The organism is Paenibacillus lutrae, assembly GCF_009757775.1.
GTDB lineage: Bacteria > Bacillota > Bacilli > Paenibacillales > NBRC-103111 > Paenibacillus_F > Paenibacillus_F lutrae.
In genome coordinates, this window is sequence record NZ_RHLK01000004.1 from 204,018 (window position 1) to 231,014 (window position 26,997).

Genomic DNA, 26,997 nt, shown 5'->3' on the forward strand with positions numbered 1-26,997 from the left:
ATTCTCAACTGCTAGTTAAAATAGAGACAGAATCGGTTGCCATTCACGTTGTGGATCTCGATATCCATATCGTAGATCTCCTTCAACACGGCAGATTCTATAATCTCGTCCGTCGTCCCTTCCTTGACGACCTTGCCGTCCTTGAGGGCGACAATGTAATCGGAATGGCAGGAAGCGAAGTTGATATCGTGGATTACGATGACAATCGTCTTACCAAGCTCCTCCACCAGCCTTCTGAGCACCCTCATAATTTGCACGGAATGCTTCATATCGAGGTTATTCAATGGCTCATCGAGCAGAATATACTCCGTATTCTGAGCCAGCACCATCGCCAGATAGGCTCTTTGCCTCTGGCCGCCGCTGAGCTCATCCAGGAATTTATCCTGCATCTCTTGAAGCTCCATATAAGCGATCGCTTCATCGACGAATTTGTCGTCTTCGGCAGTAAGTCTGCCCTGAGAGTATGGGAACCGCCCAAAGTTAACCAAATCCCGGATAGTAAGACGTATGTTAATGTGGTTGGACTGCTTGAGAATGGAAATTTTCTTGGCCAGGTCGTTACTTTTCCACTGCCCGATTTCCTGGCCGTCAATCACCACTTCACCTTCGTCCTTTGTAATCAAACGGCTGACCATCGATAACAAAGTACTTTTGCCGGCGCCGTTAGGTCCGATAAAAGAAGTAATCTTCCCCTTCTCGATCCTGACGGAGACATTGTCGACCACTTTTTTGCTGCCGTATTGTTTGGATACGTTTTTTACCTCTACCACGATTTTTTCTCCTTTAATAGAAGATAGATAAAGTAGACACCACCGATGAAGTTGATAATCACGCTCAAAGTTGTTGAGAAGGTGAATACCCGTTCTACAATCAGCAGACCTCCCACTAAAGCAATGATGCTGATCAGGATGGAGCCTGTAATAAGATCCTTGTGCCGGTAGGTTCTCAGGAATTCATGAACCACGTTCGCAACCAGGAGACCCAGGAACGTAATCGGCCCGACGAGCGCAGTGGCAATCGAGATGAGAATCGCGACTACGACCAGCAGCCTTTTGACCACATAATCATAATCAATCCCCAGGTTTATGGCATGTTCCCTGCCGAGCGCCAGCACATCCAGATATTTGGTAAACCGGGCGAAGTACGCAATGACCAGCGCCAGCAGGACAATCGAGATGATCAGCAAATCCGTGTTCACGTTGTTAAAGCTGGCGAACATTTTGTCCTGTACCCGCAAGAACTCATTCGGATCAATCAGAACCTGCATGAACGAGGAAATACTCTGGAAGAACGTCCCGAAGATTAGCCCGACCAGCAGGAGAAAGTACAGATTGTTGCCCTCTCTTTTGAAAAGCAATTTGTACAGCACCCCGGTGAACATAACCATGAGCGCAATGGAAAGAAGGAAGTTGACGTTCTTGTTAAGCAGGAAGCTGGCTGAGCCGCCCAGGAAGACGATGGCTGTCTGGAACAGCATATACAAGGAATCCAGTCCGATAATGCTCGGCGTCAGAATCCGGTTATTCGTAATCGTCTGGAAGACCATTGTCGAGAAAGCGATCGCTCCGCCCGTCAGAATAATGGCGAGGATCTTCTTGGGTCTACTCCGCAATATGTAGTCCCAGTTGCCTGCTGCATCAATCGTCATAAAGATGGCAATCAGGACGAGTGCGATGACGGCTAGGATACTGATTTTCAGTTGTACTTTTGCATTCATAATGCCTTTCTCCTCATAAGCAGATAAAGAAAAATTCCACTTCCGATAACGCCGACGGTCAGTCCGATGGAAATCTCATACGGGAAGATGATAATCCGGCCCAGGATGTCACAGAACAGAACGAAGACGGCGCCCAGCAAAGCTGTATGAGGAAGACTTTTCTTCAGGTTGTCGCCCGTGTACAAAGTAACGATATTCGGAATGATGAGACCCAGGAAAGGCAGCATACCGACGGTTAGCAGAACTACGGAAGACACAAGCGCTACGATGATAAGGCCGATGTTGACGACCTGTTTGTATTTGAGACCGAGATTCGTGGAGAACTCCGCCCCCATTCCCGCAATGGTGAAGCGGTTCGCGTAGAAGTAAGCAATGATCAGAATCGGTATGCTTACATAGAGCAGCTCGTAGCGTCCTTTCATGATCATCGAGAAATCACCCTGCAGCCACGCGGACATGTTCTGGATCAGACCATTCTTATAAGCAAAGAAGGTTGTAATGGAATTGACGATGTTACCGAACATCAATCCAACCAAAGGAATGAAAATCGTATCCTTGTACTTCACCCGGTCTAGAATCTTCATAAAGATGAAGGTACCGAGGAGGGCGAAAGCAAAGGCCACAAGCATCTTCTGGAGCGGAGTCGCAGATCCGAACAGCATCATCGCAACGAGAATACCGAACCTCGCAGAATCCATCGTTCCGGCCGTTGTCGGTGATACAAACTTGTTGCGGCTTAGCTGCTGCATAATCAGACCGACAACGCTCATTGAGATTCCCGCGATCAGAATCGCGATTAATCTTGGCAGCCTGCTGACAAGCATAATTTGTACTTTATCATCACTCAGGTTAAACAGATCCAAAGGGCTTATGTTCTTAACCCCAATAAACAGTGAGATAAAAGATAAGACGATTAGCGCAATGACGAGATATCTCTTTTTCATAACAGTTCCTTTGGGCGGCGTAGTAATGTTGAATGAAAATTTCATTAATCGGAATCTTTATCAGTAAGAATGAGACTCATTATCATTTAGGCTTACTTAGAGTATTATAGCACCTCCCCCTCATCTGTCAATCTTATAAAGCGAATTTGGGTTGTATATTTATACATTTGAACAAATATTGAAAAAATCAGCTGTTTATGCGGGATTATTAGGACAAACCAAGGGTTTATATTTCATATAGAAACAAAATTATGCAGATTATAATGATTATTAATCACCTTGTATTCAGGCGCAAAAAAGCACGGAGGTGAACCTCCATGCTTTTTTACTTCCCGTGTATGCAATTAAATAAACAAGTTCACTTTCGCCTGGCTGGCGTCGCCCAGATAAGCGGCTACACCGGCGTATTCGATATCATCGATCAACTCTTCCTCTTGCAGGCCGAGCAGATCCATTGTCATCGTGCAGGCAACGAGCTTCACGCCCTGCTCCTGCGCTAACTCAATCAGCTGAGGAAGCGACAGCGCGTTGTGCTTTTTCATGACGTGCTTGATCATCTGCGGACCCATGCCGGCAAAATTCATTTTGGACAGGCCCAGCTTCCCGGGGCCTCGCGGCATCATCCAGCCGAAGGCTTTCTCGAGAAAGCCTTTCTTCACGTTCACGGCTTCGTCTTTGCGGAGCGTGTTGAGGCCCCAGAAGGTGAAGAAAATCGTGACCTCGTGGTCATAAGCGGCTGCACCGTTAGCTATAATAAAAGCGGCAATGGCTTTGTCCAGTTCACCGCTGAAAAGTACAATGGTCGTTCGTTCCTTCTGATTCTCCATCTCCATGAATCGCACCTCATTACTCTTTGTATTTTACCTTTACCCGTATAGGTATACACTAGATTAAAATTTTTTTGATTTCAACCGTTAATATCCTCCATGACCTCTTCGGAAGCCCCACAAAAGGGAAGCGAACACCGGGTTCGGGTCCGCTTCCTTTTCCTAGCTTTTTTTCACATAAAACGTGTACACGCCATTGTCTTCCTCATGCTTCACAAGCTCGTGCTTCGTCTGTTTCACCCAGGCCTGGAAATCATTCAGCGAGCCTTTATCGGTGGAGATGACCTGCATAACCTGCCCGCTCTCCAGCGTATCGAGAGCTTTCTTGGCTTTAACGATCGGCATCGGACAAGCCATGCCTTTGGTGTCTACTGTAATGTTGGATTCCATGAGTATCTTCCTCCTTAGTTGTCATGAACGGCGCAGCGGTTCGGCCCTATCTCCATCTCGCGCTGCTCTTCTTCACCGGGCGTAATTCTGCCCATGTTCGTCTGTCTGATTTCCTGATAAGCGTTCGGCTGCGGCGGCAGGTTCTCGGATACCGTGCTTCTGAACTCCGCTTCATTCTGAATATTCAGGCCCGGATTATCTTTGAACAGGTCACCCAGACGGGCGGATACCAGGCCGCCTTCGCCCAGCTCCGCAAACTTGCCGAAGTGAGCCGGAAGAACGAGCAAGTCGTCCGACAACTGCTTGTAGCGGTCATACAGCGTGGTCCGCAGGTCCGCGACCCAGTCCTCCGCTTTACCCGCCAAGTCCGGCCGTCCAATCGATGCCACGAATAGAATATCGCCTGTCAGCAGATACTGGTCATCGACAATAAACGATGTGCTCCCGATCGTGTGGCCCGGAGAATAGATCGGCTGAATGCCGATTCTTGTGCTGCCTACCGTGATATCTGAGCCTTCCTCCAGCTTCTCATAGCTGAAAACCACTTCATCGGCGTCTTTCGGAGGCAGCCAGTAGGTTGCGCCCGTCTGCTCCGCTAATCTACGTCCGCCGGAAATATGGTCCGCATGCAGATGCGTATCCAGCGTGTGCTTGATGACGGCGCTATGCTCCTTAGCAAAATCCGCGAATACATCTGTGGTGCGCACCGCGTCGATCACAGCCGCTTCTCCGCCGGAGATCACCATGTATGACAGACAGCCTTTACCGATGCGTACGAACTGGTAGATTTCTCCCCCGTCCTTCAGGTCGCCGGCTTTAACCGGCTCCAAATGCTCGCTCCAGGATTTCATTCCTCCCAGTAGATAAGCTATATTCGTCCGGCCGCTCTCTGCTAACTGCTCTGCGACGAACTTGGAAGAGCCTTCCTTGGCGCAGACAACCAGCACTTCCCCGTCAGCCGGAATCTTGTCCAGTACGTGGTCCACGCCGTCAAGCAGCTCGAAATAAGGGACGTTAATAACCTCCACCCGGCTGCCTTCGATCTTCCAATCGTTAAAATCATCCTCATTGCGTACATCCAGTATAAAAAGAGGCTCGTCACGAAGCACTTTGCGGGTTACTTCAGCTGCTGTCATTCCCCGTATTTCCGCTGTACTCATTCCTTATTCTCCTCCCGTTCCCTATTGTGTTTGTACACCTATTGCTATTGCGCCTTTAATGATTCAAGCAGTTAACTTTCCTTAGAATGTGAGAGTTACATTCGCGTCGAAGGCAAAATCCAGGAAGGTTGCCGCGCCGCCAACTTCAATACCCGGTACGAAATCTTCTTCTTTAAGTCCGATTACGTCCATTGTCATCTGGCAGGCGATAATGCGGACGCCCATTTCCTGCGCCATTTCGAGCAGCTGCTCGATTGCGGGTACGTTGGCATTCTTGAAGCCTTCGGCCATCTGCTCTTTGCCTGCCGGAAGCGGCAGCTGCTTGTGCATGTCCTTGTGAATCAGGTTCAGCCCTTCGAAGGTAAAGAAGACGGCAACCTGGGCATCGGTCGCAGCCGCTGCCGTGGCGATGTTAAATACTTTATAAGCGTCAAATAATCCGCCGTTGGATGCGATAATCGCTACTTTGTTAGTCATGATCGTAAGCCCTCCTGAGATTCTGATGTCATAAGTCAAATTCAATTAGTCCTGCTCTTGGGAACCATTCCACTCCGACATGCCCGGCACTACATTCTTGATCTGTTTAAATCCCTTCTCCGTCAAAAGCTGCGCAGCCATATCACTGCGTCTGCCTGTCCGGCAAACTACGTGCAGCTCCTCCTCCGGGTTAAGCTCGCCCAGTCTTTGCTCCAGCTCTCCGAAGGGAATCGAAATCGCGCCAGGAATACGGCCGAACGCATATTCAGCCGGCTCGCGCACGTCCAGCACCCGGGTTTGCGGGTTATCCTGAAGTTTCTGCTGCAGTTCTTCATTAGATAAGGTGTACGGAAACAGGCGAGCTTCTTTTACTTCGGAAGGATCGGATTTACGGATGAAATGGTGCAATACATCCCCTTCCTGATTAGAGCCCAGATACTGGTGGCCGGTTGTCCTAGCCCAGCTCTTGAGATCCGCTAGGGAGCCTTTGTCCGTCGCCTGCACTTCCAGCACTTGTCCGGACTGCAGCTGTTCGATAGACTTCTTCGTTCTGACAATCGGCATCGGGCATGCCAGGCCTCTCGCATCTACGACTTGGTCCGCTTTAATGGATGACATAATATGGGGTGCCTCCTTGGTAGGTAGTTTGCTCTACTAGTCCGACCCTACTCCTGCATCGAAGACCTTCATGCCTTCTTAGCAAGAGCTGCGTCTGTTTAGTATCCATTCTTTCTCCTGGCTTCATTCACGAGCCAAGACTTCGGATTTTCTAAACCTTGTCTTCATTTATACCGATACCCGTATGGGTATATAAACACTATACTTGGATTTGTTCACTTCGTCAAGTCGGGGTGGCGGGTAATCTTTGCCTGATTCCATCCGCATACAGAGCAAAATTCTGGTTTGGGCGGCTGCACAATCGATAAAGGTTACTCCCGCGAAGTTAATCCGGTATAATGGACAAGGCTGTTAACCTTAAACTACTGTAAGGCGGGGCGGTATATACCTATGGATTTTATTATTGCCGGGATCGTCGTGGTCTTGAGTCTGATCGTTCCGGCGGCGGTCAGGATGATCAGGCAGCGGAATACGTTTATCCAAGAGATCCGCAAAACAAAACATATTCTTACAAACGGCACACCCGCAAGCGCGGTCGTAACGGCCTTCACCCAAACCTCCGTACAAGTGGATGACCAGCCGGAAGTCCTTCTGGAACTGGCCGTCACTATGGAAAGCGGAGAGACATTCCAGACAGAGTTAACCACCGTTGTTGTGAGGGATCTGCTTCCCCGGTTCCAGCAGGGCTGTACTATTGCCGTGAAAGTTCTGGAGCGCAGCAATCAGCGCGAAGTTGCGGCCGAAGGGGCTTATTTTGCCGGGTTGAAGATTTAGGGGGCGAAGGATAAGCGGCAGTCGTAATCCTCCCTATAAAAAAACAAAACGCTTCTCGCACGTTGGACGTGTCTGAGAAGCGTTTTTGGTGAGTTTTTTGCTGCGACGATTACCTGAGAGTTTGAACTTTAATAAGTTTTACCGCAATCATAGATATATTGAGTAAATGAGTTATGCTTCATATGAAGAGTATCAACCAACCTGATATAGACCGAAGAAATCACCCTGAAAATTAAGTAACCTGCGACTACACCTGTTAAATTCATCACAACATCGTTACTGTCTATAATTCGGTAAGGGTAATTTAAGAGAACAGAGATCCCAAACTGGATCAGTTCAATACAAATCCCCACTAGTACGCCAAGCATGAGTATCCTCGCGGAACCACGAGGTTTTATTAAATAATTAATGATAAAACCAAATGGGATCGTCATCAGTATATTTAAAGCATGTTCTTTAGTAAATGAGAAGTGGCCGGATAACCATAATGGCTGCATACTTATGTTTTGTTTAAATGTTGTGCCAGGCCTTACAAGGCTCAAGTAATTTTCATTCACCGGAATTGGAAATAAAGTGTACTTGATGACATAGCATACATAGATATAAAAGATTCCATGAAAAATTAAGCTTATATATACTTTTGGGTTATTTTTTCTTTGTTGCAGATAAACAAAAATCAAATAAACAGGGAGGCTTAGGATTATATACAGAATATGAAATCTCAGCATAAATAGGCTCCTTAAACTATTAATTGAGCTGCACCGAGATAGCAGAGCAGCTCAATTAACAGGTCTTCCTATGCTGAAGTTATTGAACCGGCTTACTCCTGGCGCTCATGAACCAATCATAACCTGCCAACTTAATCATTTCATGCCGCTAAAGTACTGTTTTATTGCCTGCCTCGATTTGATTGGGTCCCACCTTTTACTCCCCTTTAGTATCCAAAGGTTTGAGGTGTGCCTCGATCTCCGCTCTGCGGGATTCGAGGAACGGCGGCAGCGCAAGAGATTCACCCAGATGAAGAATATCTTCATCCGTATCGAATCCCGGGCCGTCCGTTGCCAGCTCGAACAGAATGCCGTTCGGCTCTCTGAAATAGAGCGAACGGAAGTAAAAACGATCCACAAACCCGGAGTTCGCAAAACGCGCCGCCCGGATCCGCTGAATCCACTCGCGGAGCTCCTCCTCGTTGTCTACGCGGAACGCCACGTGGTGCACACCGCCGCGGCCCAGCTGTTCGGGAGCGAGGTCATGCCGCTCCTCGACATGCACTTCAGCCCCGCTGCCGCCTTCCCCCGTCTCGAATACGACGATGTCCGGCTGACCGGCAGCCTCGGAGGCGTACTCGCCTGCGCGGCGGAAACCGAGCAGCTCCGTGAGCACGACAGTGGTCGGCAGCGGATCTTCGACGGTCAGCCGGACCGGACCGAGTCCGGGAATGCCGAACTCGGCGGGAACCGGGCTCTTCGTCCAAGGAATGCCGCCCTGGACGCCCTGGTTCTTGTGATCCGACACGAGAATGAGCCGCTGCCCCTCCAAATCCCGGAACGCCAGCGTAGCTCTGCCCGCCCGGTCCTTGATCTCATCCCGGTCCACTCCGAACTCGTCGAATCGCTTAGACCAGTAGGTTAAGGCATCGTCGCTCGCTACGCGCAGCGAGATCGCCGAAATACTGCTTACTCCCTCGCGGTTCTTGCCTGCCATCGGAATTTCAAAGAACGTCAGCTCCGTTCCCGGATTCCCCTTCTCATCGCCGTAGAACAAGTGATAGACGCTGATATCATCCTGATTGACCGTCTTCTTGACCAGCCGGAGGCCGAGCACTTTTGTGTAAAACTCGAAGTTGGCAGGAGCCTTGGCCGTAATTGCGGATACGTGGTGAATGCCTTTCAGTTCCATAGAGATACCCTCCTGATTGCATATAGTATTTGCGTGATTCATGAAATGTATGACGAACGGGCTTGGCTTTCTCTCTGCGGGACATTCCTCTTCTTTACGAGCAGCGAGCAGTCGGTCGCTAATTACCTGAGAAGTCAGCCTTATAATAATCAGTTTAGTGGTAAACTGATTAAAAGTCAACCGTTCGGCTTCCTTGAAAATGGTCAATGGCTCTGTGTGGATGAACTGCGGGACATACCCTGCTCATCACTATCACTACACTATAGGTCAAATTGGAGGGCGCCATGACTCAGCTGCTTCTTTTAACATCATATACTTGTTTGCACGTTCATAAGAAAAAGACACCGCGCCGCCAGGCACGATGTCTCTCGTTATTCACGCCATTCTTAGACAAAGGAAAGCAGCTATTGCTGAGCAAGATCCATTTCACAGGTACCGACTCTCTCAACTGCCGCCGCTTCCCGCTGCATGCCGGAATCTCATTTGTATGCCTTCTATCTGACCCACTGCTTCTGAGCATCGAATAGCATGACCTGTTCCCTAAAGACATTCACATGCTTCTGGAAAACCTCTACTTCCTCATCCAGACGCTTCAGATGGATAGGGCGCATATTCAGGCGCCGATCCAGCATTTCCTTCTGATCCTGAATCTTGAAGCGGAGCGTACCCAGCTCTTCCGAACGAATAGCGGCTTCCAGCCTATTCGTCGAAATGAGCGCTACCGCCGCCTGGAATGTGTGCCAGAGATGGCCGAATTGAGCTCTATGCTGGTTAAACTCTTCCATCGCATTCTCATATACCTTCAGACGGGACATCTTGTTGTACAGTTCTGTGTAAGATTCCAGCAGAGCCATAACCTTCTCACCCGCTTTGCTGTAACGGCCTGCCTGCAGCAAATCTCTTGCTTCGGGAAGTTCGTCTCTCAGTCCTTCATAAGCTTTCATAAACTCCTTATAATCCAGCTCCATGGATGACCACACAGATTCATGGAAAGTTTCTTGAACCCGCTGCAGTTCTTCCCTGTACTCCGCATCCGGGTAATGGAGATCACGGACATTATCGTCCAGCAATTTCAAATTCTTATGGACACTATCCCGCAGCTCCAGCGTATCCTGTACTGAGCTGCCCGCACGCCGGATCGTAATAGCTATATCTCGGGATAACCGTTCCGCATCCCTGATCTTCCCCGCCTGCAGCTGCTCCAGCAGGAAAACAGCCTTCTCCTGGGCACGATCCAATTCATGGTGCACATCAAGTTCGGCAGGAGTCAAACCGTTGTCATGCATACTCCTGTCTACGGTAGACCGCACCTCACTGATTTCGCGGATAAACTGCTGCTGCCTGTCATACAGCTCCGGAATCACCTTGAGCAGACGCTCAATATCCGACAGCTGGTTAAGGATAGGCTGAATCCCGACGTTGACATTGATAAAATCGGACAACTGCTCCCTCTTCACAATCTCGATCCGGTTGTTCACCTGGGTAAGCTCGGCTTCGATCTCCGCCACGCCGTAAATACCCGCGCGATCCCGCGTCCTGTTCATCAGGAACTGGATCTTTTCTTCCAGCTCACCCATTGCTTTGTTGTTTTCTTTCTCCAGCTCGCTGAATTTCTCGACTTTCTGACTCAGATTCTCGTACACGCCCTGATACTCCTTAAAAAGCACCTTGCAATCCTCTATGGAGGCTCCGGACGAGAACGAGAAAAAAGCAGACGGAATTGCAGAAGCAACCCTTTGTAGTTCTTCGATAATCGTGAGCATCTCGCTCACCTCTGCATCCACCGGCTGAATAAGCCGTCTTGCGGAAGGACCGGAGTACAGCTCCAGCAGCAGCGACAATCTTGCCTTGTCACGATACAAAGCTGCCGAGAACCGCTCCATTTCCTCCAGAAACTTCTTCTTCTGACTCTTCAGCTTGCTGATGCGCACTAACTGATACAGAAGCAGCACCGCGCAGGCCAGAAGCACAATGAAGATGATAAAAATCTGAAAAGCCTGACTAAATGTGGTTACTTGAGCCGGGTTAGCGGCAGGAGCAGCGGCATAGGCCGTATTCGTTAAGAATAGAAAAGCGGATAATGCAAGTGACAACCCTTTTTTCATCGAAAAGCCTCCTGGTGAACATACTTTGTCGTGTATCGGAACACGTGAATGTGGTTAGGAAAAGGTTCCCGGGCAGGTACTTTATGCAAACCGCCCTACCATCTCGGCAGCAGGTTAAACTTGGCAGTCTTCTCCTTAATTAAACCATAAGACCAGTAAACATTTGGAGTAAAAAATTTACATATACCAACTAGTTTTAATACTAGGTTCCAGCGTGAAATTCCTCTTTAAAAGGGGCCAGCTATTTGATGAAGATGGGATTGTGCGCAATAAGTTCGATGGAATAGAAAAAAGCCACTCGGTTATGTCACCGAATGGTTTGGAGGATTAGGTAGCTATCACGCGGCGGTAGAGATAAAGAAGTTAATGCAATAAAATATATCAAAAACCGATTGTATATTCCTTTGATAATATATTTATAACTGGAGTTTGTATTATACAGCTGTAAACTTAAAGTAATCACCTTATAAAGGCTTGTTAAATCATTAATATTACCAAATTCATAAGTTTACTTATTATTATGCATTTATAAAAATTAATCATCTATAAATCAAAGAAATTATATTCAATTCTATTTTGTAATATCAAACAGAAATGCTTATAAAATCGATATTGATACTCTGTTCTAAAAATTCTTTAAATTGGCCTGATTTTGCAACTGCATCAATTGAAATTTTATATGTTTCATGAAATTCATATACTTTCTCCGGAAACCAATTTATTGATTTATTCAATAATTCTATATTTATTGGCTGATTCATAATTTTAATAATATCTGATAGGTGATATTTTGAATTTTTAATTACTATAGCAACATAAATAAATGCAATATGAAACTTGAAATTTAGTTTAAGTGCATTTACTTTATCTCCGTAATCATTTCTTAAAAGAGATTGAATTTCCATCATCAACTTACCACAAAACAGATATACTGGCAGAGGTGTCTTTTTATTAAATACTTTTTGATAGTCGCTTTCTTTTTTTAAAAGAGATGATGGTCTAGCACGTGCAAAATCCGGCTCTCTATGGATTATTGATATGATTGATTGGGCAAGAAAAGGTATACTGATAATCTTATCAGGTGATTTACCTGTATTTTTGTAATAACCTTTTCTTCTATCATAGAATAGATCATTCTTCTTAAAGTACTCTTCTAACTCCCGTTGAAATATATCTGTGGCCTTCAATGATGAAATAGCTATTGGGGTTTGAAAATTAGAAGCTTTTATTACTTTATCAATAACTTCTGGATCGTCTTTTATAATAATTTTCACCAAAATAGATCTATTCTCTGACTCAAGACCATATTCTTTCAAGTAGTTATATATAGATGTTGATGATTGTAAACCATTTACAATTTGAACATTCTCAAGCGTTAAATCTTTCGCTATCGCAGATCCTTTATCCGCTAGAATAGTAACTCCGTTGTTCAAAGCCCAAAAATTTATTTGATGATCATTCTGTAAACTTTTCTCAATGTCCTTATTTACTTCTACTGCCCCTTGATAATCTCTTACATTCAAATCAAAAATATATTTTCTCAACTCTTTTTTTTCATCGACAATAAAATCAAAATAATCTGTTAGTTTAACTAATGCTAAATATCCCTCTTTTGCAACAATAGGATTTTCACTTAACTTTAATGTAAGTGTATATGGTTTCTCTTTCCGATGAAGCTCGAGCAATTCACTAATACCATAATAAAATAAATCAACTTTTGCATTTCTAAAATATTGTTTTGTTTTTTGAATGAGAATTGCTTCCTTTGCTTGTACATTCTCATGAATATTTTGTGTAGAACCTCTGGAAGCATAACAAAACCTTATATTAAGATCAGGAAATTTTGAGGCTGTTTTTTTATATACTTCTTTAAACAAAAGTGATTTTTGGAACAATCTATTGTTTATTATTTTTTCCATAGACTCCAAATTTTCAAAATTGAATATTTGGTCGACTGTTACAATAATTTTATCAATCGGAGTAGCTTCAAAGGATCGCGTTGTTTTGGATTGAATTATCCAAATTTCAACTTTAACATTTCTTCTTATAGCTTCCAAATCATCTATATCTTCGATTAACTCTCCGTCAGTAAACAAGTAAAAAGAATCAATACCACCATCTAAGCCCCCATCAACAATTCCTTCTTCTATTTCTTCAAAAGATAAGTTATTTTCTTTTAATATTTGGTCAGCCGTGAATATTTCAAACATCTGCGAAGGCTTTAAATCACCAGTAATTGTCTGCTTATAATCGTCTAGAATTGCATCAAGTAATATTTGATCATTTGAGTTATTATTCACCTTGCGCCTCCATAAATTTCTATTTAAATTGATTCAAAAGCAAGCCTCAGCAGCATCCTATTTGTTCAAATAAGTTTGATAGGTTTTGTATTTATAAAATCTATTATCATTTTCGTTTGTATTCTCTTAACTATGAGAATCCATGAACGTTCTATATTCGATAATCGTTTACCAATATCCTTTTATTTACAACCTTTAGAATTATAAAGTATTCACTCAAACAAAAAGCCCACGCACCAGCGCAGGCTTTCCTTGGTTTCCTAACCCTTCACACACTTCCGAAGCGTCTCTACGATCGAAGCTATAACATCGTCTTCCCGGTACTTCAGAATCGGCATCGTATCTGCCGGATCCAGATAAGCGTCCCGGTCCTGAACCTGTACAGCGACGCCCATGTGGATGCCGTGCTCTCTACCCGCGGCCGCTGTGGCTGCGTCATGCTGCTCCATGGCTGGCTTCATCTGATCCAGCGGCATCACCACAACCTTGGTCTCGGTCTGGCCGAGCTCGTCCAGAATCATTTGATGAAACTCGCTGTGTTTCATATTTATGCCGCTAATCGCGTATTTACCGCGGTGTTCCCCATGCTCCATGGCACCGACTGCCGCTTCGGCAACCTGCTGCGCGGTTACCATAGCGGTTCCGCCACCCAGTACCGGCGCGATTTCCTTGCCTTTGACCTGGTCGACGAACATGGTCCACAGCGGCATACGGCCCGGCATCGTTCCGAAAATATACGGCAGACGCAGAGTCGTTACGTCCATCGCGCCTTCGCCTTCCATACAAGCGACTTCTTCTTGAAGCAGACGCGTACGCGGATAAGGATTGTCCTTCATCGGCAGATCGGTCCACACTTCAGCGAAGTGCGCGAAATACGAGCCGAACAGGACGAATTTCTTCACGCCTGCTTGTCTCGCCAGACGAGCCAATCTCTGAGTCGGCCGCACATTCGCCTCATAAAAGAATTTCATGGCCGGGGCTTCCGGAACGATCCGTTCATCGGCACCCGCCGCATATATAAACCCATTCACGCCGGCTAGCAGCTCCAGGACTTCCTCGTCACTCATCTCATTGATATCACCTAACTTGCAATCCACTTCGCTAGGCAGCAGATCTTCTGCCGGCATTGGCGGCAACGACAACGTCGAAACCTTGTAGCCGCGGTTTAGCAGTTCTTTGATCGTGTAATAACCTAAAAATCCTGTTCCACCCAATACGAATACGTTTGCCATGGAATTCATCCCCTATGCTTGTTGGTTTAAGAAAGGTTGTGAATGAAATCTTTTTCATACTTCTATACTAAAGAATTTTTATTCCAAAATATACCCTTCGCCTTGTATACTTTGTGGATTTTTTCTCAAAGTATTCGACGTGAAAATCTGCCCACATTAATGCAGAATCTATTTCTATCCCTAAGCCCTAATTAGCAGGAAAAAGATCAAGCTCCCCTGTGAGGAACTTGATCTTCCTTTCCCGGTAAAAGCTACTTGCCGCTATCCAGAGCCTCTGCGATAACGCCTGCTAACGTAGAAGTCAGCAAAGTAGATACGTTGCTCAGCACAATGACGGCGGCTTTCTGATCCAGCAGTTTCATATAAGAAGCGGTATAGCCGTTAATGCCGCCGTGATGGAAAGCTAACGCTTGATTACGGGCCGTTCTGGCCAAATGCCAGCCGTACCGGTAAGGCTGCTGCTCATCGAAGTCAAAAATCTGTGCTGTCCTCCCCCTGGAGAGCAGAACACCTTGATCCAGCGCAGAATCAAGCAGATGCAGGTCCTCAGTTGTAGAGACAAGTCCTCCAGCCGAGTAGGCATTGGACATGTCCATGTACGAAGCATTCTGCAGCTCTCCCGGGGGAGTCAACTCATAGCCGCTTGCTTTATGAAGCAAGATCGCCCTGGAATCAAGGCCGGTATTCTGCATACCGGCAGGCTGAAAGATTCTGTTGTCTAGGAAATCCTCATACGTTAAACCACTGACAGTTTCGATGATTTTGCCCAGAATGAGGTAGCCTGAGCCAAAGCCGTGATCGATTTGGTAACGGAGCCTATACGGAATCGGGTGGTGCGTGTATTTGGAATGTTCCATTCCCTGCTTTACTTTACTATACCAAGGAAACCCCCGGTCTTCTACTTCAAGCTGGCTTTCATCTCTTTCACAAGCTCAACGACCGCTTGATCCGGCTCCGTTCTATAATAAATGATGCCCTGCTTGTTGAATTCGAGAGCCCACCACAACCAGTGAAGGCTGGACTTATTGCGGATCTCCGACTTGGATTGGGCAATAAAGACCCGGCCTTGCTCATCAACTAACAGGCTTCTGCCCTTGTCCGAATCATAGAAAATCTTTGTAAAGGAGGATGGTTTCATATGCTTTAGTATCCGCTCGGGTGTTTTTGACACCCATTTGTCATCGTTCAGGGAGAAAAACTTACTTACCAGAGCCGTCTCTTTCAGATCAGTCTGTTCCTCCATAAAATATAAAGTCTGCGCATCTCCGAAATCGGCGAACGCCATACGATTGGGAAGCAGTATAGCGGACAGCAAACTTGTAACGAGCAGGTATACCAAGGCGGCAGATACAAAGATGAGTATTCCTTTTTTGATGTTTAACGCTTGCAGAGCTTTCTTTTCCAACCCTTTTCCCCCTAAATTCTTTTCTATTATCGTATCACATCCGTGGAATATTTTGACTAGAAACTCTATACTAAATGTAGACTTTAGGTGATGTCTCTGCTTATCACGACTGCAATACTTCTCTGGTATATTCTGATATTAGTGAAAACTGGACATACACGGAAATAAAGAGAAGACTCCAATCACTGTTGTCCCAACATGATTGGAGCCTTTTTTCTTGGATTATACTGTTTTTTCTCAAACGTTAAGCGCCCGATCCTGTTGCACCACTCTTCCGCAAACCATACGAAACCGTCAGGTCCCCGTGCAAGGCCATGTGCTTCAGCATGGTCTGTAGGGATGGGATACTCCGATATATCCCCGTTCACCGTGATGCGCCCGGTTCCGGAAGCTCATATTCAGTGATTTCACCTGATGCACAAATGTTCCCAACCCTCGGCTGCGTCTAAAGATAGAATGATTCTAGTCATTTTGTATCTTCACCAGGACGTCTCTTATCCATTACAATGCGTTCGCCCTCATGTATAATAAAAAAAGTCTTACCCCTACACTCCACAATGTGAATATGACGAAGCTCAGGTGATATGAAGTGACTGTTCTGTCTATCAAGGATTTAGAAAAATATACGGAGAATATGATCGTATTTCCCGCGTTTAGTCTGGAAATCAGCCGGCATGATGTGGTAGCACTATATTCCAGCATGAATGTGCGTCACACGCTGCTTCATATGCTCCTTGGCAAAATCGCGATCTACAGCGGCGAGATTCATATTAATCAGCAGCAGCTTTCGAAGAATAAAGCGCGGTATTTTGCCCAAATCGGCTTTTCCTTATTAGATGACGGGATGTATGAACGGCTGACGGTGAAAGAGAACTTGGTTTTCTTCAAAAAGCTGTATGATTCGCCTCTTCCATTAGAAAAAGTCATGCGGACGGTACAGCTGGAAATGAAGACGAAGATCCGGGTGAGCAAGCTCTCCGTATCGGAGAAGAAACGGGTGCAGTATGCCCGGCTGCTTTTTCAGAATCCGGCTCTGCATGTGTATGAGGAACCGGATCAGAATGTGGACAATGAAACGAAGATGGTTTTTCAGAAAATAGTCAGGAGTCTCAGCGCAAGCGGCAAAAGCATTCTTGTCCTGACCGGGAACATGGAAACGGCTCTCAGTCTTACAAATAGAGTGTATCGCCTCGATCATAAAGGCCTTCACGCCTTCGATATCGCCGACGACCAGGATTCAGATGCAGATAAACCGGAAAACAGTGCCCCGGAGGAAGAACAAGGAGTTCTCACACAAGGAAGAGTAGAGCAGGAAGTCTCAGCGGCTTCTAAGAAACCCGCGGAGGTAACGAGTACGGAGACGACGCATCCGGCAGGGCCAATTGCCGCCGAACCAGATGAGGCAGCGGTTGCTGCGGAAACTGCAAAGGATGAGGATGATGCGGAACCTGAGGTTACTTCGCAGCCCGTCCGGTTCGGCAAAATTCCAACGAAGATGAACGATAAAATCATCTTGTTCGATCCCCCTGAGATTGACTACATCGAAAGCAGCGAAGGGCAATCGAATATTTACATCAAGGGCGATGTATATCCGAGTGCGTTCAAAATCAATGAACTGGAGGAGCGGCTGCGTCCTTATGGATTTTTCCGGTGCCACCGTTCCTATATTGTGAATCTGCAGAAGGTCAAAGAAATTGTGACCTGGACGCGGAACAGTTACAGTCTCATTCTGGAGGACCAGGCGAAGTCATCGGTACCTCTGTCCAAGACGAAAATGGCCGAACTGAAGGAAATGCTCGGACTCAAATGAGGTCTGAATGAATGCCATGCGCTAAACCGATTAAACTTGAAGAAAATAGAAATTATTCCTCGAATTAGTTGATGGCATGCGATTTTCAGCCTGAAAAATGCTCCACTGGGCCCGAAAACCGCTTCATCCGCTCATTTCACCACTCCATTCACCTCCAAATACGCTCCATTCAGAGACCCGTATGCTCCTTTCACCGGCATTATAATGCGGGCTCTCCCAGGTTCGTTTAGAGTAAGGGTATCGACAAAACGAACGAATGAGTGGAGGCAAGCGAGTATGGAAAACATCATCGAAGTCAAATCGCTAGGCAAATTATTTTCAAATTCTCCGGCCCTCCGGGACGTATCCTTCCATGTACGGAAGGGGGAAACTTTTGGGTTCCTGGGTCCGAGCGGATCGGGTAAAACCACAACCATTAAAATATTAACGGCACAACTCCATGCGACATCGGGTAGCGCTTGTGTGTTCGGAGTTCCCACTACAAAATTAAAAGAAGAATTGTACCGCAAGAAAATCGGCGTGCTCACCGATAACAGTTCCCTGTATACCCGCTTGAACATTGAAGACAACTTGAAGCTCTATTGCGACCTGTACGATGTTCCGGTCCGACGGATCGGCGAGGTGCTGGAGATGGTGAATTTGGCTTCCGAACGGAAGAAAACCGTGGCCAAGCTATCCAAGGGAATGCTGCAGCGGGTGACCCTGGCCCGTGCTTTCCTTCATGAACCGGAGCTCTTGTTCCTGGACGAGCCAACCTCGGCGCTGGACCCCGTGAACACCAAGCATGTCTATGAAGGGCTCGCTCGTCTGAAAGCCGGTGGAACGACGATCTTCTTAACGACACACGACATGAATGAAGCGGAGACGCTGTGTGACCGGGTCGCTTTTCTGAACAACGGGTCGATTCAACTCATGGATTCCCCCCGCAACCTGCGTGAGAAATTCGGAGATGCCACACTCACCGTAGAATTAAACGATGGAAGTCGGGTGATCGTGAAGCGCGGGTCGGAAGGCGCCCAGACGCTGTACGACTACATGAATACAAACCAGGTTAAATCCGTATATTCGAACAACCCCACATTGGGAGACATCTTTGTAGACATAACCGGGAGGGAACTGGCATGACATTTTCATGGAAGCGTTCGATGGCTATTTTACAGAAAGATTTTAAGGATATTTCCAAAAATTTGTATGTCTCCACCACGCTGTTCATTCCTCTTCTCATGGCTGCAATGTACAGCCGGATGGGAATCGAGACGGTTAATTCTTACTTTATGGTGTTTAATATTACGTTTACGCTGGTAGCCACGTTTATCCAGTGCTCTCTTATTGCAGAGGAAAAAGAAAAGAATACCCTGCGCGGACTCATGCTTTCCCCTGCCAGTACTTTAGACATCATTGGCGGCAAAAGCCTGCTCAGCCTGATTGGAACCGTCATTATCCTGGCTGCTTCAATGCTGCTGATGGAATACAACCCGGCCAATATTGTGCTCATCTCTCTTGCGCTTCTCTTCTCAGCCGTGTTCTACATCGGTATGGGCACCCTGCTCGGACTGGTAACCAAGAACGTGATGGAAGCATCCGTCGCTGTTATGCCGATTTTCCTGCTCTTTTCCTTCGGTTCTCTGATTACCGCTTATACCGAGCAGTACCCGATTCTCAAAATCGCAGAGTACATGCCGAACATCCAACTGGTTGAATTAGCGAATCAGGTGGAATCCGGCGCAGGTTTGGCAGGTGTGTGGCCGAATCTGGGGGTCATTCTGCTGTGGGCTATCGTTGTTCATATCCTGACCGTCGTGGTGTACAAAAAGCGTATGGTGGACGAATAGAGCAAACAAGCGGGCGCCGGAATTCATCCGGTGCCCGCTTTGTTTTATTTGGTACGTAGAGCCTTATATAGAAGGATTACGCCCAGTACTGTCAACACAACCCCGATTATCACTAAAGCGATTAGAGTCTCTATAATGTGCTCACTGGGAATCTCATACTCCCACAAGAATGCCACAAGTCCCGGCTTTCCTCTCAATGCTTCAGGCTCGCTTATGGAATATAAACGGTGTGCCAAAAAAAGGGAAAGGAGGCCTAGGGGGATGATCAGGAATGAAATGATTATTTTTAAAAATTTCATGAATTACCTCATTCTTTTTAGTGAAAGTGCGAGAAATTGAGTTAATTTACTCGGAAAGAGTCATAGTATTATCTTCTAAATTCCAATACTGGCCTACTGGAAATTTCTTTTTGGGATTACTCTTTATCTTTGGATCGCCGTCCGTATCTGTAAGATAAACAAGTTTTTCTTTATCAATTTTATCCACCATTCCAGCTTTGATATAACCATTTGCTTCAATGATCCCTTTATATTCACCACCAAAATTTTTGATATAGTCATCAATTAATCTTTTATTAATATATTGAGTACCACTAACCTCATGAAGAGCCGTAACTCGAAGATCTTGTCTATCTATAGACCTCGTGTATACATATTTTAGATCCAAGCCATATTTATCCACTAATTTCTGAATCTCTTGTTCTGTTAATGCTTTCGAGAAAGTAAAGGTTGCCAATATCATTTCATTAGCGTCTGCCTTGTCTTTTAATTTAGCAGTTCTTTCTTTTTTTTGCTTCATACTCTTTTCAAAACCTTGTTTTGTTTTTTCTACTTGAGCATAATCGGAAACAGGCTCGAACGGCAATTGATCAGCAAAACTACTCTGCGATACACTTAGACTGGTAATGGTTAAGGTCAAAGCAATACCGACACTGAAAATTATTTTTGAGGTTTTCATTTTAAGTCTCCTCTTTTAATTATATAAATTCCTAGAATGCAATAATTGAACTCTAACTGTCTGTAATTCCTTAGAGCCATCATACCAATCATCACTCTCTATTGCATTAAATTCAAAAGTTACCGGCTTATTATTATTAACAACTTCATAAAAAGAGGCAAAGGTATATTCTTTGGGCATTGCTGTCATTAAATCAGGCCTAAGTGAAGAAACCTCAGATTCGTCATTATATCCATTATTTTTATCATCATCCACATCATAATATGGATTCGGTAAGTTACTGATTAAATTAGCTTTTACGGCATTGACTGTAGTATTGTAATCATCCGTTATAGAAATGTCCATCCCAGGATAACACCTATCTTTAAAACAATTTATCCCAGGAACGCGGTCGTTATAATAATCATTTATTGCATTTATTTGAGCCTTATTGTATTTCCAGATTATCATAGGCTTTAAATACCTATATCCCGTACTATCATTCACTTCCTCAACAAACCAAGCTGATCCCGTTTCTGGAGCATAAGATTTATCGATATTAGGATCAGTCGGTTTATACCAAGTTGCTGTAGGATAAGTGTACGAAGCCGCAGAAACATTGCTTGTAACAGTATTTAAGCTAATTAAAATAAAACTTGAAATGACCACTGATTTCAGTAAGTTTACTTTTCTCAAAAAGTTCAACATCCTTTCTAACGAATTAATACAAGTTATTAAATATATATTAATCCATTTATATACTTTTGAACCCTTTTCACTCTCCTTTTCAATAACTCAGACGTAAATTAATGTAAAAGGTTTCAAATTTAAATGGAATCTTTATTATCATTATGGAATTTCTTGTTTTGTAAATGCGCTGAATTGCGACACCTAAGCAAACAAAAAGATTACTGCTTATACTCCCAGTACCCAATTCTCTTAAATCACGGAGTGGTGATGTATAAGCAGCATATAAGCGATGGATAGGTTTTATAAAATAAGAACACCTGGGTACCGAATAATCTCCGGCGTCCCGGTTGTTCTCGTTAAATATCCATTGATACCAGAATGAGCAGCAAGATGAACAAGCTGGAAGCAAATCGGCTAGATTTGAATAGATATCCCCCTTTATCTCGAATACACGAGTGCGCCTCCCGAACCCAGCACCACAAAATGCCGGCCCGATGGGGAAAACCCGCATTTGACCGGTCCATCCAAGCGCTTAAGGTCAATCATGACCGCATCCTCCAAATAGCGGTAGCCTTGCCTGAACACGTTATCCAGAACAACGGAAGCTCTCGGCCACCACGGATAAATAACATCGAGCCGCCAGCCGTCATCCGTCCCGAAGATGCCATCCCCGGCTTCAAATCCAAAAACACCCATTACCAGGCCCGTCAAAGGAACTGTAAATGTTAAATAATCCTTACTCATTCCTGCGTCTGTTAACGAGGAGTCCCGGTCTCTATGTATCCTCTTTCCCGTAATCGCCTGGGTAATGCTGTACCCGGAGCCGCTGATCAGCACGAGGTTCTCATCCTCATCCCAGCCGCATGCGGTAACGCCCGAAGCCGGTACGATGACTTCATAGATCCATGGCTCCGGCGGGACGGTCTGCTGCATATTCTGAGCTTTTCCAAGCAAATCAAGCTCGAAGGGGGTTCGGATTTCATGGGTGGATTTTTTAAAAAAATTCATAACGGCTCCTTTCGCACTCCATACTCTGCTTTATTCTGCTTGCTGTTCTATACTAGAGTTTACTATTTCCGGGGACCAGGTGTGAATAGAGAAAGGACCCTTCTGCTGAAGGGCCCCTATCTTATCGCTCGCAAGCGATCAGATCTTTATCCCGATCACTCTTCTTATTAGCGTCATAAAGTTCCTGTGAAACGTAAGGCTTGTACTTGGTTTTACCGCCTTTGTTCTTGACGGAAGCCGAACGGGCTACGCCGCCTTTGTAATCTTTGTTAAGTTCGGTGCAATTCTTGTACGTCTTGGCCTTTGCTTCTGCGACATTGCCGTAACCTAGAGGAATCCCGATAAATAGTGCTACAGCCAAGGCTGCTGCGAGCTTTTTCTTCATTGTATTTATCCCCTTAGACGAAAGTAATTAAGCCCATTCATCATAAACCACCTGTTTATTATTTCCTATACTATTCCGGCTTAATTTTTGCTAAAGATTTGATCAACAGATGCCCTTTACTAAAAAGGTTACAGCCTCAAATCTTCTAACTCCAGCAAAGTTATCGCCTGCGGAAATTCTCTTGTGACCGAACACACCGACAGCTTGTAGGGCCCATCCAGTTCATATTGTTTAAAAAAATGCGTTTCTTCCGGTTCGAGTACGATGCTCTCCCCGTTTTTGCGAAGCGTGAAAGACCCCAGCGGAATAGATAAGCCTTTGCCTACGGCCTTAATGTAGCTTTCTTTCAACGTCCACAAGTCATAGAAATAGTCCAGCTGCTCCTCTGGCCGAAGCCTTCCCAGATCTTCATTCTCTCCCCTTGAGAAAAACCGCTCCGCAATCCCCCGGTCGATCGGCTTGATCTGCTCCACGTCGATTCCAACTTCTACGTCTGCGACCGCCACCGCCACCCACTCGCCGGAATGAGTAACATTGTAGCCGCACTCCTCTGCCGCGCCGGTTAAAAAGGGCTTGCCGTAGGCATTCGCCGAGAACTGGAGCTCTGCATTAGGCACGTTAAGCTTCCTGCACAGGCTCCACCGGGCCAGTACATCCGCAGCAATCGCCCTCATCCGGTCTTCGGCACGGACAAAACGCTGCGCTTTCGCTCTCTTTTCCTCCGTTATGCAGCCCGCGAACCGCTCTACTCTCCTGAGTTCATCTTCGTCATCCAGCTTCAGTTTGATTGCATAAATATCCACGGCACGATCTCCTGTAAATTTCTCATATTGTTTTGACAGCTGTTAAACTAATAAACACCGTACTATAAAAGATAGTACTACTGGAAATTTTACTCCCCCGCTAAAATACAAGAGAAGCTTCTTCTCTTCCAGTTCATCTAAGTTAGAAAAGGCAGGTGCAGGCTCTATGATGCGATTTCTACTTTATATCCTGGTAATCAGCGCAAGTTATTTTCCAGGGAAGCTGCTTGGTACACTAGCCCAACTGCCTTTTCATAAAGAGGTCTTCAACCACAGGGAGGAGTTCTACGATCCGACGGCTGTCATCTACTTCTTTATTGCCGTCCCCGTCTATATCACGCTGCTCTGTATCCGCAGAATCCTTGACTTTACTTCAGCAGTTTCCGATGCCCTGACTCTGTCTCTCTTTAGCTTGATTGGCTCCGGTTTGCTGGTCCCCTATTTCATGTACTTCGGTATTTTCTGGGACCCGGGTTATTATTTTTCGCCGGATATCCTGCGTTTTCTGCTGTTTTTTACCGGGACGGGTTTGTCCTTTGCTATAGGTTCATGGGCCGCAGAGAAAGTTTTACACCGTCAATCATCAACGTGATAAAAGTTCGGATTGCCTGCTATGCGCAGGCAGCATCCGGCACTCCAGCCAGGAAGGGGATCGGCAGCTCCTGCTCCCGCACCTTCATGTATCTTAAGCGTAATCCACCCGGCCGCCATGGAATTTCAGCGTATAAATTTCTTTCCCTTTGTATGCAATACGCTCCTGCCCGGCAAAATTACCGAAGCCGCCGCTCCAACTGCATGTATACTCAAAATTCTCAAACTCGCCATCCGTATAAGACTCCGGTCCTCTGTATGGAGCCTCGGCGGGAGCATTTCTCAAAGCTGCAAGCAGAAATTCCGGAAAATCCGGGACCGGGTCTGTCGTAATCCCATGGTAATTCATTCCCCACACCGCCTGTCCGCTGCGCCAAACTATTTCCTGTCCGATAAAGTTGAGTTCTCCGTAGTAACTATCCAGATAGGCAAACTCTCCATTTGCGTAAGGTATATCCTTGGCCCCCGGCCGGGACGGCTCCACCTTGCTGCCACTCCCGGAAGCATAAGCGTTATGCTTGGCTTCCCGCACGAAAAGCACTAAACCACGTTCGTATTCCGTCATAATTCCACTCCCCACTTAACCGTTTCTCTTACTGTTTCTTCCTAATAACTTCTACTAATAGACAGATATTTCCTCTATGGTAAAAGAACTCACTGTTTATCGATGTTTGAACAAAAACAAAGGCGTAACCGGTATACGGTCACGCCCTTGCTTGCAGTTATCTATATGAAATCCAGCCTGCCAGTGCCTATTCCGTCACGATATCATGCACAAGCACGGGTGCTTCCGCATGATCCGCAATGCGGATATTGGCATACAACATCTCGATGACATCATCGACGTTCTCGCGGTTGGAATGGATCGTCATCAGGGACTCCCCGGCTTTGACCTTGTCGCCGATCTTCTTGTTCAGCATAAGGCCGACTGCCAGATCGATTTCGGATTCCTTCGTTGCGCGTCCCGCTCCAAGCAGCATGGCCGCTGTGCCGATTTCATCCGCAACCAGTTCCGCTACCATGCCGTCTTCACGGGCAGGAAGCTCGATCTGGTAAGCGGCCTTCGGCAGCTTGTCCGGATCGTCGACAACAGCAGGGTCCCCGCCCTGGTTAGCGATGAATTCTTTGAATTTCTCCAGCGCCTTACCGCTGCGCATCACTTCTTTGAGCATTTCTTCCGCTTCTTCGAGCGAATCGGCTTTCTTCGCGAGGAAGACCATCTGTCTTCCGAGCGCGAGGCAGAGCTCTTCGAGGTCCTTAGGCCCTTGACCGCGGAGCGTGTCAATCGCCTCCTGGACCTCGAGGGCATTCCCGATCGCAACGCCGAGCGGCTGGCTCATGTCGGAGATGACCGCCATCGTCTTGCGGCCGACGCTGTTGCCGATGCTGACCATCGCGTGGGCCAGCTCTTTGGCGTCTTCGGCGGTCTTCATGAACGCGCCTGCGCCTGTCTTCACATCCAGCACGATGGCATCGGAACCGGCTGCGATTTTCTTGCTCATGATGGAGCTCGCAATAAGCGGAATCGCATCGACTGTCGCGGTTACATCGCGCAGAGCGTACAGCTTCTTATCGGCCGGCGTCAGGTTGCCCGTCTGGCCGATCACGGCGATCTTGTGCTTGTTGACGAGGTTCACGAACTCGTCCTTCGTGATCTCCACGTGGAAGCCTTCAATGGCTTCCAGCTTGTCGATCGTACCGCCGGTGTGGCCAAGGCCGCGTCCGGACATTTTGGCAACCGGAATATCCAGAGCCGCAACCAGAGGAGCCAGCACCAGCGTCGTCGTATCGCCGACACCGCCAGTGGAATGCTTGTCTACTTTGACGCCTTCAATCGCAGACAGGTCAATGGTTTCACCGGAGTTGACCATCGCCATCGTCAGATCGGCACGCTCGCGCTCGGTCATGTCTTTGAAGTAGATGGCCATCGCAAATGCGCTAACCTGGTAATCCGGGATGTCGCCTTTGGTATATCCATTAATAATGAAATTGATCTCTTCCGTTGTCAGTTCCTTGCCGTCACGCTTCTTCGCAATCAAATCCACCATTCTCATTGTCTATTCTCCTCACTTTACCCTTAGTCACCGCCAGCAGCGCCGTAAGCCAAACTCCGCTTCGTGTGTCAATGCTTGTGTCCTTCCGCACGGTGCACCTTCCAGCCGGGATTTTTCTTTTTTAGCTATCCCAGGGTCATAAGCCGGTAAGAAACAGCCCGAACGAATGAACATTTTTACATGAATAAGCTTGATCACCTATACTCGCCTCCCGATTCCCAAGAGACACTCTGTCTCAAGAAAATCCGGATCAGCCGCTAACTTCAACCGGCAGCCGCAAGGCGGGACACTTCGGGTCATTCTAACTGGTTCCAGCCACAATGATTTACAGGGAATAAGCCGTCTCCAGAGCCACTTCCATCATATCGTTAAACGTTGTCTGGCGTTCTTCCGAAGTGGTTTCTTCTCCTGTGATCAGATGGTCACTTACCGTCAGGATTGTCAAAGCATTCACACCATATTGAGCCGCAATTGTGTAGAGTGCCGTGGATTCCATCTCGATTCCAAGCACGCCGTAATCCATCAGCTTCTGCACGACGGACTTGTCTTCACGGTAGAATACATCCGAAGTGAACACGTTGCCCACATGCATGTTTAAGCCTTTCTCGGCACCGAGATCATAGGCTTTCTTCAGCAGCGAGAAGCTTGCAATCGGAGAATAATTATACTCTCTGAAAATGTGACGGTTCATAGCCGAATCCGTGCAGGCCGCCTGCGCCAGAATCACATCACGGATATGAACGTCCTTCTGCATGGAACCGCATGTTCCTACGCGCATCAGGTTCTTGACCCCGTACTCCTGAATCAGTTCATTGACATAGATCCCAATCGAAGGAATGCCCATTCCCGTTCCTTGAACGGATACACGTTTGCCCTTATAAGTTCCGGTGAAACCGAGCATGCCGCGCACTTCGTTATAGCAGGTCACGTCCTGCAAGTACGTTTCCGCAATATATTTCGCCCGGAGCGGATCTCCCGGCAGTAGTATCGTTTCCGCAATCTCGCCTTTGCCAGCTCCAATGTGTGTGCTCATGAACAAA

General features: G+C 46.5%; 28 protein-coding genes. 5 read left to right on the top strand and 23 right to left on the bottom strand.

Annotation, left to right across the window (positions count from 1 at the left end):
* Positions 1–11: 11 nt before the first annotated feature.
* From EDM21_RS10205 to EDM21_RS10240, 8 genes are all read right to left on the bottom strand, one after another.
* Positions 12–770 (bottom strand): ATP-binding cassette domain-containing protein, encoded by a 759-nt coding sequence (locus EDM21_RS10205; RefSeq protein WP_166541931.1) that lies wholly within the window; start codon positions 768–770, stop codon positions 12–14.
* The gene (locus EDM21_RS10210; protein WP_157335237.1) at positions 764–1,717 is read right to left on the bottom strand and encodes an iron chelate uptake ABC transporter family permease subunit; all 954 of its coding nucleotides are present in this window, start codon (positions 1,715–1,717) and stop codon (positions 764–766) included. The genes EDM21_RS10205 and EDM21_RS10210 overlap by 7 nt, the downstream gene beginning before the upstream one ends.
* Positions 1,714–2,661, bottom strand: a complete 948-nt coding sequence (locus EDM21_RS10215) for an ABC transporter permease (protein WP_157335239.1) — start codon at positions 2,659–2,661, stop codon at positions 1,714–1,716. The genes EDM21_RS10210 and EDM21_RS10215 overlap by 4 nt, the downstream gene beginning before the upstream one ends.
* Before the next feature lie 344 nt (positions 2,662–3,005).
* The gene (locus EDM21_RS10220; protein WP_157335371.1) at positions 3,006–3,488 is read right to left on the bottom strand and encodes a DsrE/DsrF/DrsH-like family protein; all 483 of its coding nucleotides are present in this window, start codon (positions 3,486–3,488) and stop codon (positions 3,006–3,008) included.
* A gap of 162 nt (positions 3,489–3,650) precedes the next feature.
* On the bottom strand, positions 3,651–3,878 hold the full coding sequence (locus EDM21_RS10225; protein WP_157335241.1) for a sulfurtransferase TusA family protein: 228 nt from the start codon (positions 3,876–3,878) through the stop codon (positions 3,651–3,653).
* A 14-nt stretch (positions 3,879–3,892) separates the two neighbouring features.
* Positions 3,893–5,038 (bottom strand): MBL fold metallo-hydrolase, encoded by a 1,146-nt coding sequence (locus EDM21_RS10230; RefSeq protein ID WP_157335243.1) that lies wholly within the window; start codon positions 5,036–5,038, stop codon positions 3,893–3,895.
* Positions 5,039–5,119: 81 nt separating this feature from the next.
* A complete protein-coding gene (locus EDM21_RS10235) occupies positions 5,120–5,515 on the bottom strand; it encodes a DsrE/DsrF/DrsH-like family protein (protein WP_157335245.1) in 396 nt (131 codons plus the stop codon).
* A gap of 45 nt (positions 5,516–5,560) precedes the next feature.
* The gene (locus EDM21_RS10240; protein ID WP_157335247.1) at positions 5,561–6,133 is read right to left on the bottom strand and encodes a sulfurtransferase TusA family protein; all 573 of its coding nucleotides are present in this window, start codon (positions 6,131–6,133) and stop codon (positions 5,561–5,563) included.
* Positions 6,134–6,523: 390 nt separating this feature from the next.
* Here EDM21_RS10240 and EDM21_RS10245 point away from each other — a divergent pair, with 390 nt between their 5' ends.
* On the top strand, positions 6,524–6,907 hold the full coding sequence (locus EDM21_RS10245) for a hypothetical protein (protein ID WP_157335249.1): 384 nt from the start codon (positions 6,524–6,526) through the stop codon (positions 6,905–6,907).
* A 128-nt stretch (positions 6,908–7,035) separates the two neighbouring features.
* On the opposite strand, the gene EDM21_RS25505 is transcribed toward EDM21_RS10245, so the two are convergent.
* The 7 genes from EDM21_RS25505 to EDM21_RS10280 all read right to left on the bottom strand — a co-directional run bounded on the left by EDM21_RS25505 (position 7,036) and on the right by EDM21_RS10280 (position 15,848).
* Entirely contained in the window at positions 7,036–7,635 is a 600-nt protein-coding gene (locus EDM21_RS25505; protein ID WP_157335250.1) for a VanZ family protein, read from the bottom strand.
* Positions 7,636–7,831: 196 nt separating this feature from the next.
* Positions 7,832–8,806 (bottom strand): ring-cleaving dioxygenase, encoded by a 975-nt coding sequence (locus tag EDM21_RS10255; protein WP_157335251.1) that lies wholly within the window; start codon positions 8,804–8,806, stop codon positions 7,832–7,834.
* A gap of 494 nt (positions 8,807–9,300) precedes the next feature.
* Positions 9,301–10,911, bottom strand: coding sequence for a septation ring formation regulator EzrA (locus EDM21_RS10260; protein ID WP_157335253.1), 1,611 nt, complete (start codon positions 10,909–10,911; stop codon positions 9,301–9,303).
* A gap of 584 nt (positions 10,912–11,495) precedes the next feature.
* Positions 11,496–13,211, bottom strand: a complete 1,716-nt coding sequence (locus EDM21_RS10265) for an AIPR family protein (RefSeq protein ID WP_157335255.1) — start codon at positions 13,209–13,211, stop codon at positions 11,496–11,498.
* A 260-nt stretch (positions 13,212–13,471) separates the two neighbouring features.
* Positions 13,472–14,443 carry an NAD-dependent epimerase/dehydratase family protein gene (locus EDM21_RS10270; protein WP_157335257.1) on the bottom strand — a complete coding sequence of 324 codons (972 nt, stop codon included), beginning with the start codon at positions 14,441–14,443 and terminating at the stop codon, positions 13,472–13,474.
* Positions 14,444–14,694: 251 nt separating this feature from the next.
* Positions 14,695–15,300: a serine hydrolase domain-containing protein gene (locus EDM21_RS10275; RefSeq protein ID WP_157335259.1), complete on the bottom strand. Its 606-nt coding sequence runs from the start codon at positions 15,298–15,300 to the stop codon at positions 14,695–14,697.
* 41 nt (positions 15,301–15,341) lie between these two features.
* A complete protein-coding gene (locus tag EDM21_RS10280) occupies positions 15,342–15,848 on the bottom strand; it encodes a hypothetical protein (RefSeq protein ID WP_157335261.1) in 507 nt (168 codons plus the stop codon).
* 589 nt (positions 15,849–16,437) lie between these two features.
* On the opposite strand from EDM21_RS10280, the gene EDM21_RS10285 reads away from it, so the two are divergent.
* From EDM21_RS10285 to EDM21_RS10295, 3 genes are all read left to right on the top strand, one after another.
* Positions 16,438–17,658 (top strand): LytTR family transcriptional regulator DNA-binding domain-containing protein, encoded by a 1,221-nt coding sequence (locus EDM21_RS10285; RefSeq protein ID WP_157335263.1) that lies wholly within the window; start codon positions 16,438–16,440, stop codon positions 17,656–17,658.
* 276 nt (positions 17,659–17,934) lie between these two features.
* The gene (locus tag EDM21_RS10290; protein WP_157335265.1) at positions 17,935–18,783 is read left to right on the top strand and encodes an ABC transporter ATP-binding protein; all 849 of its coding nucleotides are present in this window, start codon (positions 17,935–17,937) and stop codon (positions 18,781–18,783) included.
* A complete protein-coding gene (locus tag EDM21_RS10295; RefSeq protein ID WP_157335266.1) occupies positions 18,780–19,490 on the top strand; it encodes an ABC transporter permease in 711 nt (236 codons plus the stop codon). Before EDM21_RS10290 ends, EDM21_RS10295 begins: the two co-directional genes overlap by 4 nt.
* A 345-nt stretch (positions 19,491–19,835) precedes the next feature.
* On the opposite strand, the gene EDM21_RS10300 is transcribed toward EDM21_RS10295, so the two are convergent.
* The 5 genes from EDM21_RS10300 to EDM21_RS10320 form a co-directional block, all read right to left on the bottom strand.
* Entirely contained in the window at positions 19,836–20,447 is a 612-nt protein-coding gene (locus tag EDM21_RS10300) for a hypothetical protein (protein ID WP_157335268.1), read from the bottom strand.
* A gap of 15 nt (positions 20,448–20,462) precedes the next feature.
* Positions 20,463–21,122: a hypothetical protein gene (locus EDM21_RS10305; RefSeq protein WP_157335270.1), complete on the bottom strand. Its 660-nt coding sequence runs from the start codon at positions 21,120–21,122 to the stop codon at positions 20,463–20,465.
* A 432-nt stretch (positions 21,123–21,554) separates the two neighbouring features.
* Positions 21,555–22,124 (bottom strand): hypothetical protein, encoded by a 570-nt coding sequence (locus tag EDM21_RS10310; protein WP_157335271.1) that lies wholly within the window; start codon positions 22,122–22,124, stop codon positions 21,555–21,557.
* Between the two features lie 121 nt (positions 22,125–22,245).
* Complete coding sequence (locus tag EDM21_RS10315; protein ID WP_157335273.1) at positions 22,246–22,509, bottom strand: excalibur calcium-binding domain-containing protein; 264 nt, start codon at positions 22,507–22,509, stop codon at positions 22,246–22,248.
* A gap of 128 nt (positions 22,510–22,637) precedes the next feature.
* Positions 22,638–23,312, bottom strand: coding sequence for a 4'-phosphopantetheinyl transferase superfamily protein (locus tag EDM21_RS10320; RefSeq protein WP_166541932.1), 675 nt, complete (start codon positions 23,310–23,312; stop codon positions 22,638–22,640).
* Between the two features lie 166 nt (positions 23,313–23,478).
* Here EDM21_RS10320 and EDM21_RS10325 point away from each other — a divergent pair, with 166 nt between their 5' ends.
* Entirely contained in the window at positions 23,479–23,904 is a 426-nt protein-coding gene (locus tag EDM21_RS10325; RefSeq protein ID WP_157335274.1) for a hypothetical protein, read from the top strand.
* Between the two features lie 93 nt (positions 23,905–23,997).
* On the opposite strand, the gene EDM21_RS10330 is transcribed toward EDM21_RS10325, so the two are convergent.
* From EDM21_RS10330 to deoD, 3 genes are all read right to left on the bottom strand, one after another.
* Positions 23,998–24,468, bottom strand: coding sequence for a DUF5680 domain-containing protein (locus EDM21_RS10330; RefSeq protein WP_157335276.1), 471 nt, complete (start codon positions 24,466–24,468; stop codon positions 23,998–24,000).
* Positions 24,469–24,655: 187 nt separating this feature from the next.
* Positions 24,656–25,957 carry a pyrimidine-nucleoside phosphorylase gene (locus tag EDM21_RS10335; RefSeq protein WP_157335277.1) on the bottom strand — a complete coding sequence of 434 codons (1,302 nt, stop codon included), beginning with the start codon at positions 25,955–25,957 and terminating at the stop codon, positions 24,656–24,658.
* Positions 25,958–26,282: 325 nt separating this feature from the next.
* Positions 26,283–26,990: a purine-nucleoside phosphorylase gene (deoD, locus tag EDM21_RS10340; protein WP_157335278.1), complete on the bottom strand. Its 708-nt coding sequence runs from the start codon at positions 26,988–26,990 to the stop codon at positions 26,283–26,285.
* Positions 26,991–26,997 lie beyond the last annotated feature (7 nt).

What these genes read in the sequence shown, in the direction of transcription:
- EDM21_RS10335 (WP_157335277.1), bottom strand. Translation starts at nt 25,957, where the DNA reads ATGAGAATGGTGGATTTGATTGCGAAGAAGCGTGACGGCAAGGAACTG.
- EDM21_RS10275 (WP_157335259.1), bottom strand. Translation starts at nt 15,300, where the DNA reads ATGGAACATTCCAAATACACGCACCACCCGATTCCGTATAGGCTCCGT.
- EDM21_RS10325 (WP_157335274.1), top strand. Translation starts at nt 23,479, where the DNA reads ATGATGCGATTTCTACTTTATATCCTGGTAATCAGCGCAAGTTATTTT.
- deoD (WP_157335278.1), bottom strand. Translation starts at nt 26,990, where the DNA reads ATGAGCACACACATTGGAGCTGGCAAAGGCGAGATTGCGGAAACGATA.
- EDM21_RS10220 (WP_157335371.1), bottom strand. Translation starts at nt 3,488, where the DNA reads ATGGAGAATCAGAAGGAACGAACGACCATTGTACTTTTCAGCGGTGAA.
- EDM21_RS10290 (WP_157335265.1), top strand. Translation starts at nt 17,935, where the DNA reads ATGGAAAACATCATCGAAGTCAAATCGCTAGGCAAATTATTTTCAAAT.
- EDM21_RS10255 (WP_157335251.1), bottom strand. Translation starts at nt 8,806, where the DNA reads ATGGAACTGAAAGGCATTCACCACGTATCCGCAATTACGGCCAAGGCT.
- EDM21_RS10300 (WP_157335268.1), bottom strand. Translation starts at nt 20,447, where the DNA reads ATGAAAACCTCAAAAATAATTTTCAGTGTCGGTATTGCTTTGACCTTA.
- EDM21_RS10315 (WP_157335273.1), bottom strand. Translation starts at nt 22,509, where the DNA reads ATGAAGAAAAAGCTCGCAGCAGCCTTGGCTGTAGCACTATTTATCGGG.
- EDM21_RS10235 (WP_157335245.1), bottom strand. Translation starts at nt 5,515, where the DNA reads ATGACTAACAAAGTAGCGATTATCGCATCCAACGGCGGATTATTTGAC.
- EDM21_RS10225 (WP_157335241.1), bottom strand. Translation starts at nt 3,878, where the DNA reads ATGGAATCCAACATTACAGTAGACACCAAAGGCATGGCTTGTCCGATG.
- EDM21_RS10330 (WP_157335276.1), bottom strand. Translation starts at nt 24,468, where the DNA reads ATGACGGAATACGAACGTGGTTTAGTGCTTTTCGTGCGGGAAGCCAAG.
- EDM21_RS10310 (WP_157335271.1), bottom strand. Translation starts at nt 22,124, where the DNA reads ATGAATTTTTTTAAAAAATCCACCCATGAAATCCGAACCCCCTTCGAG.
- EDM21_RS10240 (WP_157335247.1), bottom strand. Translation starts at nt 6,133, where the DNA reads ATGTCATCCATTAAAGCGGACCAAGTCGTAGATGCGAGAGGCCTGGCA.
- EDM21_RS10260 (WP_157335253.1), bottom strand. Translation starts at nt 10,911, where the DNA reads ATGAAAAAAGGGTTGTCACTTGCATTATCCGCTTTTCTATTCTTAACG.
- EDM21_RS10215 (WP_157335239.1), bottom strand. Translation starts at nt 2,661, where the DNA reads ATGAAAAAGAGATATCTCGTCATTGCGCTAATCGTCTTATCTTTTATC.
- EDM21_RS10230 (WP_157335243.1), bottom strand. Translation starts at nt 5,038, where the DNA reads ATGAGTACAGCGGAAATACGGGGAATGACAGCAGCTGAAGTAACCCGC.
- EDM21_RS10245 (WP_157335249.1), top strand. Translation starts at nt 6,524, where the DNA reads ATGGATTTTATTATTGCCGGGATCGTCGTGGTCTTGAGTCTGATCGTT.
- EDM21_RS10270 (WP_157335257.1), bottom strand. Translation starts at nt 14,443, where the DNA reads ATGGCAAACGTATTCGTATTGGGTGGAACAGGATTTTTAGGTTATTAC.
- EDM21_RS10295 (WP_157335266.1), top strand. Translation starts at nt 18,780, where the DNA reads ATGACATTTTCATGGAAGCGTTCGATGGCTATTTTACAGAAAGATTTT.
- EDM21_RS10210 (WP_157335237.1), bottom strand. Translation starts at nt 1,717, where the DNA reads ATGAATGCAAAAGTACAACTGAAAATCAGTATCCTAGCCGTCATCGCA.
- EDM21_RS25505 (WP_157335250.1), bottom strand. Translation starts at nt 7,635, where the DNA reads ATGCTGAGATTTCATATTCTGTATATAATCCTAAGCCTCCCTGTTTAT.